The organism is Paucilactobacillus kaifaensis (genome assembly GCF_005405145.1).
In the GTDB taxonomy this organism is placed as follows: domain Bacteria; phylum Bacillota; class Bacilli; order Lactobacillales; family Lactobacillaceae; genus Paucilactobacillus; species Paucilactobacillus kaifaensis.
In genome coordinates this window covers 1-15,105 of sequence record NZ_BJDM01000027.1, presented here as the reverse complement: position 1 = coordinate 15,105, position 15,105 = coordinate 1, and the positions used below count along the sequence as shown (strand labels likewise).

Sequence of the window (15,105 nt, the reverse complement as noted above, 5' to 3'; positions counted from 1 at the left end):
ATTTTTTAAATATGGTTTATTTTTAAATGATTTTAGAATCTTTCGTTCATAATCATTTAATTGACTCCCTTTATGAACTAAAAAATAAATATTACCTCTAAGATAACGATTAGCATCAAAAACATCAAAGACTCCTTGAAGTAAATAATCTTTAGTATCTTGAAGCAGTTTTTTTATTTCTAATCTAACCTCATTAGAATCAAGATAAATATCTATATTTTCCATAAACACTTGATAGCTTTTTCCTCTTTTAATTTTTCTTAGCTTTTGTTTAGTAAGGCTTTCAAATCTAACGAGTCCATTTCTTTCATAGTGAACTTCATTCTTCTGTTCTTCGTTCCATCTCTTTCCAGGATCTTGCATCTTTTTAAGATTATCCACAATTTGCTTAGTTTCCCTTGCTTTTTCTTCACTGCTTCTTTCTTTATTTGTTTTAGGTTTATTCTTATCTTTGATTAAAAATATATCGTCTAAATTTTCTGCCTCTTTATTTTGACTCATTAGTTCTCTTCCTTTTCTAATTACTATTACTTGAAAGGTTGATATCTTTTAGAAAAAAAGTAAAGATGTAGCAAATTCCTATAATAATTCTAAGTAAAAATACTAAAAGGTTTCCCAAACTACTATAACTATGATATATAGACAATATTCCCATCACGAATAGAAATAATTTCCACCATTTTCCCCCCCTTTTACCAATACGACTATATGCCACCCACTCTAATACTGGATAGACTGACATTGCAACTATCCCCACTAGTGCTATTACAAAAGGAGAATACCCAGTAAAAGAATACAAATTATTTACCCGAATTGCTAGTTAATTTCATTGGAAAATAAATAAGTCGTGCTATCCTAATCTTAAACCACTAAGCATTAGAAAGCGCACGACTTATATGACTTATAATAGCACACTTCCAAAAGTTTTTGTTTATTTACTGACAACCATTGAGACGCTTTATCAAACGAGTGTTCCCCTTGAGGTTCAAAACCGAAAGAACGTCCATCTCGCAACATCAGATTGCTTAGTTATCGCTTGTTACCTATGGGGCGTACTGCATTTTAGTGAAACGCTTAAAGCTAAGCACCAATTGGCTCAAAGTTTATTTCCTAATTTCCTAGAATATTCTCGCTTTGTCCGCCGTTGTAATGCCCTCTTACCGAGTATCCAAGTCATTCGCCAAGCACTCGTCTTTAAAGAGGTTGAAGGAATTAGTGTATCCATTATTGACAGCTTCCCCATTCCTTTGTGTCAGCCTATTCGTAATTTCAGAAGCAAAGTTCTTGGAGATTATGCAAATGTTGGCTACAATGCTACAAAGGGACAGTACTTCTATGGATGTAAATGTCATGCTTTAGTCAGTGAATCAGGCTATGTCATAGACTACACAATTACTCCTGCTTCAATGGCTGATAGTTCAATGGCCGAGGAAGTGTTGAGTCAATTTGGGACACCAACAGTCCTTGGAGATATGGGATATTTAGGTCAGTCACTGCATGATAGGCTGGAATTAAAAGGAATTGATCTAATTACACCTGTCAGGAAGAACATGAAGCAAAAGAAAATCCTTTTCCCTAATTTTTCAAAACGTAGAAAAGTGATTGAGCGAGTTTTCTCTTTTTTGACAAATCTAGGAGCTGAGCGTTGTAAAAGTCGTTCGCCTCAAGGTTTTCAATTGAAATTAGAGATGATACTTTTAGCGTATTCTTTACTGTTAAAATCAGCTAAATCAATGGAACCAGAGACTTTAAGATATTCTATCGGGTATCAAGTCATGGCTAAATAATCAACTAGCAATTCGGGTTTTTATACTACTTGTCGTTTCTTTTATCCCCTTGATTATATTTGGATACTCTCAGAAGCAACAGATGACCACCGCGACTAATAATGCTAAACCAACCACCTATGCTGAAATTTCTGTTGACAAAAAAGTAATAAAGAAAATTAAGCTCTCTCGCAAAACACAACACCAATTATTTACATTACACCCACACCCCGGTGAATATAATATTATAGAAGTTAATGGAACACGTATACGCGATAAGGAAGATAATACACCTGATCAAATTGCCGTTAATACTGGTTGGATCAGTAAACCGGGACAACAAAGTATTTGTCTACCTCACCGTCTGATCATAACAATCAAAAGTAGTAATAATACCAACACTCAAGATAACTCACTTGTAAGGCCATGATCAAAATACTATGTAATCATGATTAATCATTTTAAAAAGCAATCATAATTCTCAAAGTCGGGAATTGTGATTGCTTTTTATTACACGCTGATTATTATTACCAATTATGAGATGCAGTCTTATAAGTCATTTAACTGCGGAAATAAGAATTCAAGCACATCTGCAGTTACTCTATGCTTTTGGCCCTTATAAGGGTAACAGTGCATATCCATCATTGGATTATAGTTGGCCTCAATAATCGAATAGGACTCGTGATCAGAAACGGGTACTGATCTATCAGGAATAATCAAATCAATTCCGCATATTTTTGCACCTAAACATTTTACAGCAGCAGCAGCTTTTTCTTTGTAGGTAAAATCAATTTGATCAGTTACATCAACAGAGTCCCCACCAGAACTAATATTCGAATTTTTCCTAAGATAGATACGCTGACCACTCATCGGAATTGAATCAACCGTAAACTGCTGACTTTTTAATGTCATTTGTTCGACCATCCCTAAAGAAATCTTAGTAAGCGGTGTTCGATCATTCAAACCACGCAAGACGCTCTGATTTTTGATTGCAACTAATTGTTTTACCGTATGGTGTCCATCACCAGTAACATTAGCGGGAATTCGTAATAAGACCGCTTTTACCTTATCATCAATTACTAAAAACCGATACTCAGGTCCAGCAATGAAGCTCTCAACTAGTACGGTCGAACACTCGGCAAATGCGCGTCGAATCGCTTGCGAATAATCAACCAGCGATGGAGAAAGTTTAAACACGGTAACACCTCTACCGTAATTAGCCGACTGCGGCTTGATCACAATTGGATTGCCCATAAATCTCGGATAAGCCGCTAAAGCCATATTCATGCTAATAAATTCAACTCCGGCTGGAGCATTAAAACCTGACGTGGTCAAAATTTTTTTGGTAGCTGTCTTATTCTTCATGATCAGCGGCACAATATAACTATCTCGGCTTGTCATATTTCCATTCTTGACATATTCAATTTGGTGACTCAACTGTAGCTTTAATAACTGATCATTTTCATCGATCACATCTACTGTAATACCTTTTTGAATGGCATCAAACATTAAAATTTGTGTTGATAGTTCCATATTAGTAAAACCATTTAGCTGATATGGAATCTGCGTAATAACCTTACGATTCTCTAATCCGTTGGCTGTTGCAAAAACTGATTGGTTAATAGTCATTAGTTGCTTCACCATTCGGCCACTAATCGTTTTTGCAACATCTGTCAATCCATTTTTGGCCTGCTGTAGTACCCTTTCATAGCCTTTTAAATCCAACTGTTGTGCCATTCTTTTCATTAAATCAATTATTTTAAGGCCGTTTGTTCGATAACGAGTTGGCGTCAATGGTGACTCAAGTGCCACCTCATTATTGATTTGATCACCGGCCATTATCCAATCATTACTAGTTTCCTTTTCGTCCGTCCAAAGCATGAACAACATAAATAGTTCCAGAAATACGATTTGATTTTCACTAACCCCATAACGTTCAAACGGATTGATATCAATATTCCTTAATTCCAAATAATCAACGCTCGCTTGTTGGTCAATTGTCTGTTCGCTTCTACGTAACCTAATTGGTGAATAGAACTCTTTTTCCTTAATCAAATGACCTTCACGTATTTGCGTTTCTATATCGGCAAAATAAGTTTGTAAAGATTCAAATGATACTTGAACATTGTTTTTATTACAATAGCCAAACTTACTATTTCTGATACTCCGTACTTCCGTTTGTGGTTGCTCATCATTTGATTCAAAATAATTGGATTCAGCAACAGGACTGGCACCAAATAGATAGGTAATTAACCAGCGGTAATGAAGGTAGTTACGCGCCGTTTTAAGATAGAGTATATTTTTAAAGCATTTAAAATCAGTTACCTCACTTTGGTGCTGATACAGTTCTTCGACCAATACAGTCGGAAATTCAAAGTTAAAATGTAGCCCACTAATCATCTGTTTACGTCGACCATATATTCTAGCCAAGTAGCGGCGATATAAAACACCTTGAAAATCAGGCAATTTGGCTAACTTAATCTCATCATCGCGGATTGGAAGCTCCGGTGGCATACTGAGTGGCCACAACATTTCATTTGCTGGCATTGATTGATAGGTAACATCATGTAAAGCAGCTAACCAACGAAATAAATCATTCACTGTATTCACTACTGGCGTTACAATTTCTAATTGAGTCTCAGCAAAATCGGTACGGATATAAGGATGGAATTGGCGGCTACCAAGTACGTTTGGATGATTTGTAACGGCTAATTTTCCGTTCAGGCTTACGCGTTGACTTTCTCGTTCCACACCAATTCTTGAATGTGATATTGCGGCTATGTTTTGCGCCTGCTGCAATAATTCGCTAAAAATCATACACTACTCGCTTCTCTCTTTTTCTAATTTTATTTTTATAAATTATGAAATAAACAGCTTTACATTCAATTCTGCTATGGTACGACGACGTCTATTAAAGCAAGTTCTAAATAAAATTATGATTCTATTTAAGTGATAATCATCCAAAACCATTAACCATACACCAATCTCATGACCTAAATACTTGCACCACCGCCACCAGATGAACCGCCACCGCTAGAAGAACCGCCGCCACCGAAACCACCAAAATGATCATTGTTATTAAAGAGCCAGGCTAAGATGGACCATAATTGCCAACTGCGCCCCCAAGGACTGAACATAAATCCAATAACAATAATCAGGCCAACAAGTTGTAGAATATTCTTCACGTTGAAAATACTACGATTGGAATTCATCCTATTTTGATAACCCTTATCAGATTTTCTATCATTCTTGTATCCGTAATGCCTGTCGACCAATGTTGTGATACTACTGAACGTTTTTTGCAATCCCTGATTGACAGTCTCAGTTGAGGTAGATTTTAACTGACTTTTATTACTGGCTAAAATTTGTCCAGCCTGGCTATCTGTGACGACATCTTCTAATCCGTAACCTACTTCAACACGAACATTACGCTTCCCATCATTTAAGGCATAAAGAATTAAAATACCATTATCCAGTTTTTTTTGACCAATACCCCACTTTGAAAATAAATCGGCCGCATATTGATCGACATCAGAATCACCAGTAGATTTTACTACCGCCAACATAATTTGCGGTTTGTCCTTGGTTTCGGCATATTGTTGATTCTTTGTACTAACCAAATCTTGTGTCTGTGAATTTAGTAAATTTACTTGATCAAAATAATTATCAGTCGGTATGCTAGGTAAACTGGCCGCCTGGACAAAAGTTGTTTGAAGTAGCAGCAAAAAAGGTAATAACAACCATAGCCACGCATTCGTTCTTTTTCGGTTCACGATGTCCACTTCCTAGTTGTCTAAATCAACTTTAGGTGCCTTATCAGCATTCGAATTTGCTTTGAATTCAGCTTTCTGGCCTAAACCCATCGTAGAAGCAAAAATATTTTTGGGAAAAGTAACTACATTTTGATTGTAAGTCTTAACTTGTTGAATATACCGACGCCGCTCAACCGCAATGCGATTTTCCGATCCTTCCAGCTGGGTCATCAATGTCGCAACATTAGCATTCGACTTCAAATTAGGATAATTTTCTTGGATCACATTGATTAAAGTACCAACTGAACTATTGATTTTATTATCGGCCTTGGCTTTTTCTTTAACTGTTGTTGCGCTACCGTAACTTTTCCGTGCATCAGCAATCTGACCAAAAACTTTTTGTTCCTGACTCATGCTGCCCTTAACTGCACTTACTAAGTTAGGAATCAGGTCGTAGCGGCGTTGCATCACATTTTCCACTTGACTCCATTGCGCCTCGACTTCTTGATTCTGTTTAGCCAAACTATTATAGGTTTCAACACTTATTGCACCAACGGCCGCAAGCGCTATTAAAATCACGCCTAAGCTAATCCACCAGGTTCTAAATCTTCGCGATTGCATTTTTCTCATCCTCTCAAAAATACGCTAAGTTATTTTTAACGAAGTTCTAGAAAATCTAAATGATCTAACCATGTTTATAGACCATTCAATAAAAGGATTCCAACAAATACAGCTATAACAGTATAGACAACTGCGACCACTACAGTCAGCACCGTTGCTTTTTTTGAATTTTGATTTTCCACTTTGTATCCTCCAATTTACGCAGTTACCGTAGTTAATTTGGTTCTATTGAGCATCAATGAACTGGCAACAACTGATAATGAACTTAATGCCATTCCTAGACCGGCTAATTCTGGACTCAAGATCAGCCCTAGTCCAACAAAAATACCAGCAGCAACGGGGATACCTAATGAGTTATAAATGAACGCCCAAAACAGATTTAACTTAATTCGATTAAACGTTTTTTGACTCAACTCGAGTGCATTGACAACATCTAACAGATTATTCTTAACTAAGATAATGCCACCAGATTCAATTGCAATATCCGTACCAGAACCCATGGCAATGCCGACATCAGCGGTTGTTAATGCTGGCGCATCGTTAATACCATCACCAACAAAGGCTACTGGTGCTTGTTGTTGAAGTTGTTTAACGTGATCAGCCTTATCGCCGGGTAAAACATCAGCAATGACCTCATCAATGCCAACCTGATCAGCAATTGCACGAGCAACTCGTTCGTTATCACCAGTCAGCATCACCGGACGTAGGCCACGCTTCTTAAGTGCCGCAATTGCTGTAGCCGAGCTTTGCTTTGGTGCATCCTGAATAGCAATTAACCCGATAATTTCATTATCGTAGCCAACGATCACTACGGTTTTAGCTTCGCTTTGTAGTTGTACCATCTTAGCCGTTAATTGATCGGTAAGTTTATAATTATCAAGTAACTTATCATTACCAATAAAGGCTTCTTTACCATTGATTTGTGCCTTGACTCCCTTACCCTCAATCGCTTTGAAACCTTGTGCAGTATTGGGAGTGATGCCTTGCTCTTTAGCCTTTTCTAAAACAGCCGCCGCCAAAGGATGCTCCGAAGAAATTTCTAGATTGGCTGCCACATTCAATACCGCTTGCTCATCGCCAACAATATCCGTCACCTTTGGTTTACCCACAGTGATTGTTCCTGTTTTATCAAAAACAACTGTTTTGATCGTATTAACTGCCTCTAGCACTTCACCGTTCTTAATCAGAATCCCCATCTTTGCACTCCGCCCTGTACCAACCATTAGAGCTGTGGGGGTAGCAATTCCTAGTGCACATGGACAAGCAATAATAATCACAGAAACAGTAAATAACATGGCAGTCACTACACTAGCTCCAAGTAAAACATACCAAACGAAAAAGGCCAGAATAGCGATAATTAGAACAGCAGGAACAAAAATATCAGAAATTTTATCAACGGTTTTTTGAATCGGTGCATGACTTGTTTGAGCCTTTTTGACCATCTCAACAATTTGCGCCAATAATGTATCATCACCAACCTTACTAGCTCTAAACATAAATGTTCCTGTACTATTCATTGTTGAACCAATCACTGAATCGCCAACTTTTTTCTCGGTTGGCATGCTTTCACCTGTAACCATCGACTCATCGATTGTTGAACTACCCTCGGTAATAACACCATCTACAGCAATTTTTTGACCTGGTTTAACGCGAAGAATATCACCGACAACAACTTCTGCCATTGGAATTTTTACAATCTCACCATTGCGCAAAACCTCTGCCTCTTTTGCCTGTAAATCTAGTAACTTAGCTACTGCACCTGATGCACTACGTTTCATATTTTCTTCAAAAACTTGTCCTAATAGAATTAGTGTAATAACAAGTGCTGCGTCTTCAAAGAAAACATCTTGGTTATTAAACATTGCATAAATGCTGTATAAATAGGCTGTTCCAGTCCCAATCGCTACTAAAGTGTCCATATTAGCATGGTGGTGCCGAAATGATGCCCAAGCACTTTGTATAAATGCCCGACCAGAGACAGCCATTACTGCGGTTGTCAGTAGAAACTGCGTCCACATACCTCCTGGTAACTCAAAGCCAAAAGGACTAGCAACCATATTTATTAATATTGGAGTGGAAACAATCAAAGAAAATATAAATCGATTTCTTATATTCATTTTATAACCACCTTTCCGTAGGCCATATCCATACCACAATGAAATTGATATTCGCCGGCCTTATCAGTATTAATTGAAAAAGTTTGTTGTTCATTTATTGGCAGAAATCGTTTGATACCAAGTTCCGGCAAAACAATTGTATCGACACAGCCTTTTTCGCTGATTCTTTTAAAAGTGATTTCTGCAGGGATCCCCTTGATTAGTTCTACAGCATCTGGATGATAGCCACCATCAACGATTACCATAATGCTTTGTTTCTTATCTGTCATAACGATTACCTCCAATATTTTTAATAAGCTTGCTTATTTTACAATTACTTTTCCATGAAACATATTCATTCCGCAAGCATAGTCATACTCACCGGATTTACTTGTATCAATATCGATCACATGATCCTTATTCTGTGGTAAAAATTCATTGATACCAAAATCTTCAAAAACTACTTGCTCCAAGCAACTAGATGGATCTTTACGATTAAAGGTTATTTGGGCAGGAACTCCGCGCTTCAAAATTACGGTACTAGGCGTATAACCACCACTAACAATCACATTGACATCCTGTCTATTATCCGTTATATCTGCCGCAACCTCCTTAGCTGTATGTTTACCGAAGAACCACCAAACAATAAATCCAACTAGCAAACCAGCTACTATTGTTACCAAAATTTTATCCATGATCAGACTTCCTTTTTTTATAAAAATTAATTTTATTCGGTCATACGACAACCATCTTTTTATTAAACAAGCAATTACAGTTAATTACGTTGAAGCATTTATAAGCTTTTCCATTGTGACCGTCAATTTCATTCAGGTTCATCACTCCCTTGTGTTTACACTTGTAAACGATGCAAATATCATACCTCTTAAGTTTACAAATGTAAACACAAAAAGCAAAAAAATTTATTCTGTTGTAAAGCCCTGGTCAATTCAAGAAACTTTACCAAATTCTGCAGTATATAATTTACCAAATAATGACAATCGCTCACGCTTCCGCTGTTTTGATGGTACAAAAACACCGATATCCTCAATACTGAATCCCGTAACCAGGCTTTGTTCATTAAACACAATCGGGTTCTTTAAAATTTTGGGGTGCTGATATACCGCAATCACTAATTGATTAAATGTTAGACCCTTATCAAAAACGTGTTCTTGAACAGCCTTCGAACGTATTGCAATCAAATCATCGCTACCATTATCGGATAGCAAAAACAAGTGCCTAATTTCCAATTCAGTTAATCGCTTTTGCATAATATTACGGATCTGTACATCAATTTTTTGATCATGAAACCAATCGAGCATTTTTCGTTTTGCCGGATCACTAGTATGAAAATACAGATTAATCATAATTTAGCCTCGCTTTCTTTTACATTATTAATTAATCAATTAAATAATTAGAAGCTTTTTGCTGTTTCCGTCGATAAACAAAGATACTGAGCATCACAATGAAAACAATCAATGATAATAATTGTGACACACGTACTTGGCCAAATAGATACAAGCTATCAGTTCGCATTCCTTCAACAAAAAATCGACCAAATGAATACCAAATCGCATAACTTAACGCAATTTCTCCCCGTTTAAACAGACCTCTTTTATGCCGTAAACTAAGGAGTAAGATCAAGCCAACAAAATTCCATACTGATTCATATAAAAAAGTTGGTTGATGATATGCACCGCCAATGTACATCTGTTGCACGATAAAGTTAGGCAAGTGTAACTGCTGCAAAAAACTGCGTGAAACAGCAGACCCAAAGGCCTCCTGGTTAACAAAGTTACCCCATCTTCCAATAACTTGACCTAACATAATGCCTGGCGTAACAACATCTAGGACCTGCCAAACTGATAAGCTACGCTGCCGACAGAAGACGATCAATGTAATCCCACCAGCAATTAGGCCACCATAAATGGCAATACCCCCTTGCCAAATCGCAATGATCTCATTTAAATGTTGTGAATAATACTGCCATTCAAAAATGACATAATAGATTCGTGCGCCAATCAATCCAATTGGCAATGCCCAGAATACTAAATCATAAATGTCATCTGCAGAAATCCTTTGTCGCTTAGTTTCGTTAATTGCAAGCAGCACACCAAGTACTGCCCCACTTGCAATAATAATACCGTACCAATGAACCAGAAAAGGTCCTAATTTAAACGCGATCGGGTTTAGTGCTCCCATATGATCATTCCCTCCTAATTATTCAATGGTAGTTTAACTGTAAAAATAGTCCCAACACCTAATTCACTGTCCACAGAAACTGAGCCACCATGAGCCACCACGATTGCTTTAACAATTGCTAAACCAATCCCTTGGCCGCCTTGTTGGCGATTTCGTGCTGGATCAGCCATATAGAAATGATCAAATACATGTGGGACATCCTTTTCTGCAATTCCACTACCGTTGTCTTCAATAGTTAAAACAACATTATCTGCTACACGTTTTAACTTAATTATTATTTTGCCCTTTGTTTGTGTAAATTTTATGGCGTTTGACAATAAATTGGTAATAACCTGATTTATTTTATTTGGGTCAATTGCAACGATGATTTTTTCCGTCTGGTAATCAAGCGTTATTCTTTTCTCCTCAAGATTACTTTGAAAATTATTTAAAACCTGCTGTATCAATTTACTAAGATCAGTATCAACTTTGATTAACTTATCCTCGCGATGTTCAATTGAAGCAATATTTTCAATATTATTGATCAAGTGGGTCAACCGTATAACTTCATCATTTAAACTAACCAATCTTGCCTCATCAATTGGCCAGATTCCATCGATCATCGCTTCTAGCGAACCCTGAATCGTTGTTAATGGCGTGCGTAATTCATGAGCAATATCGGAAGACAAACGCTCCCGTAGCGCCTGATTCTTGGATAACTGGCGTGAAAGTTCGTTAGTTACATTTACTAGCGCATTTACCTCTACGATTTGTGTTTGTTGCGGTAACTGGTTTCGATAATCCCCAGACGCTACCGCCTGAGTAAAGGATACAATTTGTCGTAACGGTCTACTTAGATCACGAGCTATCCATACTGCAATGACTATTGCAACTAAAAATACAAAGATTGAAATACCGGCCAAACTAATTCGTAAATCATTGATAAATGCGACATCATGTCGTGTATACCCTAAAGCATCATTATGTGAGAATTGTACTAGGGCGACTTTTTTGGAATTAATCTTGATAGCTCCATTTTTTTTGTTCATACTATCTATATTTTTGGTATTAGTAGCCCTATGTAACAAGGTTTGACTTGGTTCCCATATTATTTTATTGTCAGTATTTTTCAAAACCAAAATAAGACCATCTTGCAATGCTCTAACACCGATCTTTTTAACTTTGGCCGGTTTCCAAGTACCATTGTTGATCAGATAACTAACCTTTAATTCGTTTTTATATGCGGTGAGCGTTGTATCATGTTTTTTCTGCACATATTTGTCAAAATGATCACTAACTAAACTCATGGTCATTAAACTAATTGAACCTACGATCAATAACACCAAAAATATAAAAGAGATTATTAGCTGTGTCCGAATCTGTCGTTTCATTCATCTTTACTCCCACCAAAACGGTAGCCTCGGCCATGAACCGTTATTATATAAACCGGCTTAGTATTATCACTTTCAATTTTTCGTCGTAAATTTTTAATATGAGAATCAATCATCCGATCTAGTCCGTCATAGTCAATTCCTCTAGTTAAATCGATTAACTGTTCACGGGTAAATATTTGTCGATAATAGTTCGCCATTGTTGCAAGAATATCATATTCTGTATGCGTCAGTGCAATCTCCATATCATGGACAAAAACTTGTTGCGATTCTAATTTGATTTTTAACTGTCCATTGTTAAAGGAGAGAACTTTTTCCGCTTGTTCTTCTGTGACACGTCGTAGTACGGTTTTTATCCGTTCTACTACCACTCGTGGACTAAAAGGCTTAACTACATAGTCATCGGCGCCAGATTGCAATCCGTTAACAATACTTTCATCACTTGATTTTGCCGTCAACATAATTATCGGTGTTTTACTATCTTGCCGTATTCTTCTGGTCACTTCATTACCATCTAAATCTGGTAGCATAAGATCAAGCACCACCAGGTTAGGCTGCCATTTATAAAACTTGGTCAAAGCTTCCGTTCCCGAGTAGGCCACCTCAACTTCAAATTTTTGTGCGATTAAATAGGCGGTAACTATATCTACAATTTTCTTTTCATCATCGACAACTAAAATTTTAGTCAAATTTTTTCATCTCCATATATTTTATACATAATCTCCATACATCTCTGGCATAATTATCAAAAAGAAAAAGAAGTGAACAAATATGTGGATGCTAGCAACAATTCTTCTAATTATCTTCTGCCCACTGCTACTATTCATCATGATGCTGGGTTTAATTCCACCACAACAACTTGACAGCATTAAGCAGACTTGGCGTAATTTCATTAAGCGAATTAAGTGACCGTTACGGCACAACTTGAATTTGGCCCATCATTCCGGTCTCTTCATGTTCAAGATTATGGCAATGATACATAAAAACCCCAGGTTGCGTGAATTTAATCATAATTTTATATTGGTTCCCCGGTCTTGTCATAATTGCTCCACCATAAACGTATAGAAAAGTGGCTAAAATTAGCACTAGCCATTCTGAACCAGGAAAAGTTAAACTTGGCATAAAACTGAACTTTATCATTGGTGATAATGCAATAATTGGAAGCGAAAAAATTAGAGAAACCCAAAACTTATGTTTCATATTTCCCATGTGCATCATTTGTCCGCCATGTTGCATTATATCGCCGCTGCTAGATTCCATATCCATATGATCATTCATTGATTTCATATTGCGATCAGGATGTTGCTTTGAATGCAATTTATTATTTTTCATTTTTACACCTCTATTAAGTTATCAGCTTGATACTTACTTTCTATTACTGATAAAGCCTTTATCTGCATATAAATCAATACAGAGTGACTCGCTAAATCAAAATGGGTTTCCTCCACTCCGTCAATTGAATGTAACTCAAAAAATATTGTTTTTACAGCATTTTCACAGCATATTCCACCTAAAATTAGTCTAATTTTTTTCATTTATTTTTAACTCACCATCATCAGTTTGACCTTCTTGCAAATTAGCTTCTACAAGTACTAAAAATTCTTCTGGCGACAACGTTTCCCGTCTTGAAAGTAATCTTTGAATAAAAACAGAGACAACTATCGATTCACTATATTGGGCATAATAATGGGCCTGATGATAATAGGTATCTTTAGTAACCAAGGACTTGCTTACGAGTCGAAATAGTAATGTTTTAACAGTGCTGGGCCGCCAAGTTTGTCGTCGCCGGATTGCCTGGTAAATATCTTTAGTTGAAATCCCAGGATAATGCCAGATAATTCGCAAAATTTCGTACTCAGCATTAGTTACACAACCAATACAATTATCTTTTACCTCGTGATCTAACAAAATAATCACCTCTATTGATTATAGCTGTAACATAACATTTACGATTACATTTGTAAACCATAATGTCAAAAAATTATTCACGTCCTTGGATGGAAACGTGATCAGCCGTATTTTTAGTAATAAAGTGTTGTAGTTCAACCGAATTTTCATTAAAAATGAGGTTAAACCTTTTATTTTGCTTTGACTGACCAGTCACTACTAGAATTATTTTTCCAGATGTGATCTGCTTATTTGTCATTGTTAATTGTTGAATATCCTTAAAGTTTATTAATGTTGGCAACAAACTTGGTAACATAAATCCATCTTGAGCTACACCACTAACTCCCGACATAAAGCCTAGTACTATTAGAATAGCCAATAAAGAGCTGAGTAATATACTATTTCTAGCCGGAATCCACATAATGAAAGCAAGAATTAAAAATAAAATATTACTTGCTGCAACAATTACCATATAGTTAGACTTCCACAACAGTCGTGATTCTTGTCGTATATGAAATACGGCTAATAACATCAGTGCAAAAACCATTAGTCCTATAATAATCATATTCAAAAACCTCGCTTTCTATGTTCATTGTAAATTCCATTTATGGAGTTAATTTGTAGTTTGAATTTTAAACCAATTATTTTAAAACAGCCCAACTGATTATGTCCAGATTGTGAACATTAAAAATTGAACAAAAGGTCCATACAAGATATTTTTATACAAACACTTGCATTTATTTGTCACACCATACTGTATAGTACAAGATAAAAAAAGGGGGCGTTATAATATTAAAAAATATTTGTTCACCTTATATTTAACTTCGATAATCATTCTTTTATCACTGGTTGCACTAATGAATAATAGGTTACTTGATTCACCATGCAATTTAATAATTTACGATACTGGATTGTTATCTACACTTAGTAACTGAGCATCATCTTTCCATCACGACGAACACAATGGTCTGACTGGCATATTTTTATCAGCAACGCATTTAGTTCACGGTATGTTGGAAATGGTTTAGTGTCTTCTTCAAGGGACCCTTTAACCAAAAATGTTGACACCATTACTTGATATTTGTTAATTGTGACTGCTAGACTAGTAGATGGGGACTTTTGCTTTTTGTCGTCTTAGCATGTCACCGGTCTAACTAGTGAAGCTCATCACTTTTCAGTTACTTCGGCACTGATAGTCTCATCTGATACGATTGTCTTTACAATTAAAAATAATCGCGATTTCACCAAATAATTGACCGCCGTACCGATCGGTAGTGCTGTAAAACTAGAGGGACCTTTCAGGCGTTTTGCACCAACTAATTGAAACTACACAATGTTAAACACTACAACATTTTAAATAACACTAACGTATTAAATAATAATTAGTACAGATACCTTCTACTGTCGTCTAAAA

18 protein-coding genes are annotated in these 15,105 nt (G+C 36.4%); 3 read left to right on the top strand and 15 right to left on the bottom strand.

Features of this window, described 5'->3' with window-relative positions; genetic code table 11:
* A partial coding sequence (locus FFM51_RS08310; RefSeq protein WP_137598156.1) for a DNA repair protein occupies positions 1-501 on the bottom strand: 501 nt, incomplete at its 3' end.
* 395 nt (positions 502-896) lie between these two features.
* Between FFM51_RS08310 and FFM51_RS08305 the strand changes: the two genes are divergently transcribed.
* Both FFM51_RS08305 and FFM51_RS08300 read left to right on the top strand, forming a co-directional pair.
* Entirely contained in the window at positions 897-1,787 is an 891-nt protein-coding gene (locus FFM51_RS08305; RefSeq protein WP_137598155.1) for an IS982-like element ISLll1 family transposase, read from the top strand.
* Complete coding sequence (locus FFM51_RS08300) at positions 1,768-2,196, top strand: NusG domain II-containing protein (protein ID WP_137598154.1); 429 nt, start codon at positions 1,768-1,770, stop codon at positions 2,194-2,196. The genes FFM51_RS08305 and FFM51_RS08300 overlap by 20 nt, the downstream gene beginning before the upstream one ends.
* Before the next feature lie 119 nt (positions 2,197-2,315).
* Here FFM51_RS08300 and gshAB read toward each other — a convergent pair whose 3' ends face one another.
* The 10 genes from gshAB to FFM51_RS08250 form a co-directional block, all read right to left on the bottom strand.
* On the bottom strand, positions 2,316-4,583 hold the full coding sequence (gshAB, locus tag FFM51_RS08295; RefSeq protein ID WP_003678278.1) for a bifunctional glutamate--cysteine ligase GshA/glutathione synthetase GshB: 2,268 nt from the start codon (positions 4,581-4,583) through the stop codon (positions 2,316-2,318).
* A 176-nt stretch (positions 4,584-4,759) separates the two neighbouring features.
* Positions 4,760-5,539 carry a TPM domain-containing protein gene (locus FFM51_RS08290; protein WP_035457187.1) on the bottom strand — a complete coding sequence of 260 codons (780 nt, stop codon included), beginning with the start codon at positions 5,537-5,539 and terminating at the stop codon, positions 4,760-4,762.
* Between the two features lie 12 nt (positions 5,540-5,551).
* Positions 5,552-6,139 (bottom strand): LemA family protein, encoded by a 588-nt coding sequence (locus tag FFM51_RS08285; RefSeq protein WP_003678281.1) that lies wholly within the window; start codon positions 6,137-6,139, stop codon positions 5,552-5,554.
* Between the two features lie 197 nt (positions 6,140-6,336).
* The gene (locus FFM51_RS08280) at positions 6,337-8,256 is read right to left on the bottom strand and encodes a copper-translocating P-type ATPase (protein WP_003678283.1); all 1,920 of its coding nucleotides are present in this window, start codon (positions 8,254-8,256) and stop codon (positions 6,337-6,339) included.
* Entirely contained in the window at positions 8,253-8,525 is a 273-nt protein-coding gene (locus tag FFM51_RS08275; RefSeq protein ID WP_035181042.1) for a cupredoxin domain-containing protein, read from the bottom strand. Before FFM51_RS08275 ends, FFM51_RS08280 begins: the two co-directional genes overlap by 4 nt.
* 33 nt (positions 8,526-8,558) lie before the next feature.
* Positions 8,559-8,930 (bottom strand): cupredoxin domain-containing protein, encoded by a 372-nt coding sequence (locus FFM51_RS08270; protein WP_100070905.1) that lies wholly within the window; start codon positions 8,928-8,930, stop codon positions 8,559-8,561.
* A gap of 252 nt (positions 8,931-9,182) precedes the next feature.
* Positions 9,183-9,599, bottom strand: a complete 417-nt coding sequence (locus tag FFM51_RS08265) for an ArsC/Spx/MgsR family protein (RefSeq protein WP_003678287.1) — start codon at positions 9,597-9,599, stop codon at positions 9,183-9,185.
* Between the two features lie 31 nt (positions 9,600-9,630).
* Complete coding sequence (gene lgt / locus FFM51_RS08260) at positions 9,631-10,434, bottom strand: prolipoprotein diacylglyceryl transferase (protein WP_089144941.1); 804 nt, start codon at positions 10,432-10,434, stop codon at positions 9,631-9,633.
* 14 nt (positions 10,435-10,448) lie between these two features.
* Entirely contained in the window at positions 10,449-11,804 is a 1,356-nt protein-coding gene (locus FFM51_RS08255) for a sensor histidine kinase (protein ID WP_223875920.1), read from the bottom strand.
* Positions 11,801-12,493: a response regulator transcription factor gene (locus FFM51_RS08250; RefSeq protein WP_003678293.1), complete on the bottom strand. Its 693-nt coding sequence runs from the start codon at positions 12,491-12,493 to the stop codon at positions 11,801-11,803. The genes FFM51_RS08255 and FFM51_RS08250 overlap by 4 nt, the downstream gene beginning before the upstream one ends.
* Positions 12,494-12,575: 82 nt before the next feature.
* Between FFM51_RS08250 and FFM51_RS08830 the strand changes: the two genes are divergently transcribed.
* Positions 12,576-12,713, top strand: coding sequence for a hypothetical protein (locus FFM51_RS08830; RefSeq protein ID WP_158234234.1), 138 nt, complete (start codon positions 12,576-12,578; stop codon positions 12,711-12,713).
* 3 nt (positions 12,714-12,716) lie between these two features.
* Here FFM51_RS08830 and FFM51_RS08975 read toward each other — a convergent pair whose 3' ends face one another.
* The 4 genes from FFM51_RS08975 to FFM51_RS08230 all read right to left on the bottom strand — a co-directional run bounded on the left by FFM51_RS08975 (position 12,717) and on the right by FFM51_RS08230 (position 14,256).
* Positions 12,717-13,136: a multicopper oxidase domain-containing protein gene (locus FFM51_RS08975; protein ID WP_414691960.1), complete on the bottom strand. Its 420-nt coding sequence runs from the start codon at positions 13,134-13,136 to the stop codon at positions 12,717-12,719.
* 2 nt (positions 13,137-13,138) lie between these two features.
* The gene (locus FFM51_RS08240; protein WP_100070902.1) at positions 13,139-13,339 is read right to left on the bottom strand and encodes a hypothetical protein; all 201 of its coding nucleotides are present in this window, start codon (positions 13,337-13,339) and stop codon (positions 13,139-13,141) included.
* Positions 13,326-13,712: a BlaI/MecI/CopY family transcriptional regulator gene (locus FFM51_RS08235; RefSeq protein ID WP_035457193.1), complete on the bottom strand. Its 387-nt coding sequence runs from the start codon at positions 13,710-13,712 to the stop codon at positions 13,326-13,328. Before FFM51_RS08235 ends, FFM51_RS08240 begins: the two co-directional genes overlap by 14 nt.
* 73 nt (positions 13,713-13,785) lie before the next feature.
* Positions 13,786-14,256: a hypothetical protein gene (locus tag FFM51_RS08230; protein WP_035457195.1), complete on the bottom strand. Its 471-nt coding sequence runs from the start codon at positions 14,254-14,256 to the stop codon at positions 13,786-13,788.
* Between the last annotated feature and the right edge of the window lie 849 nt (positions 14,257-15,105).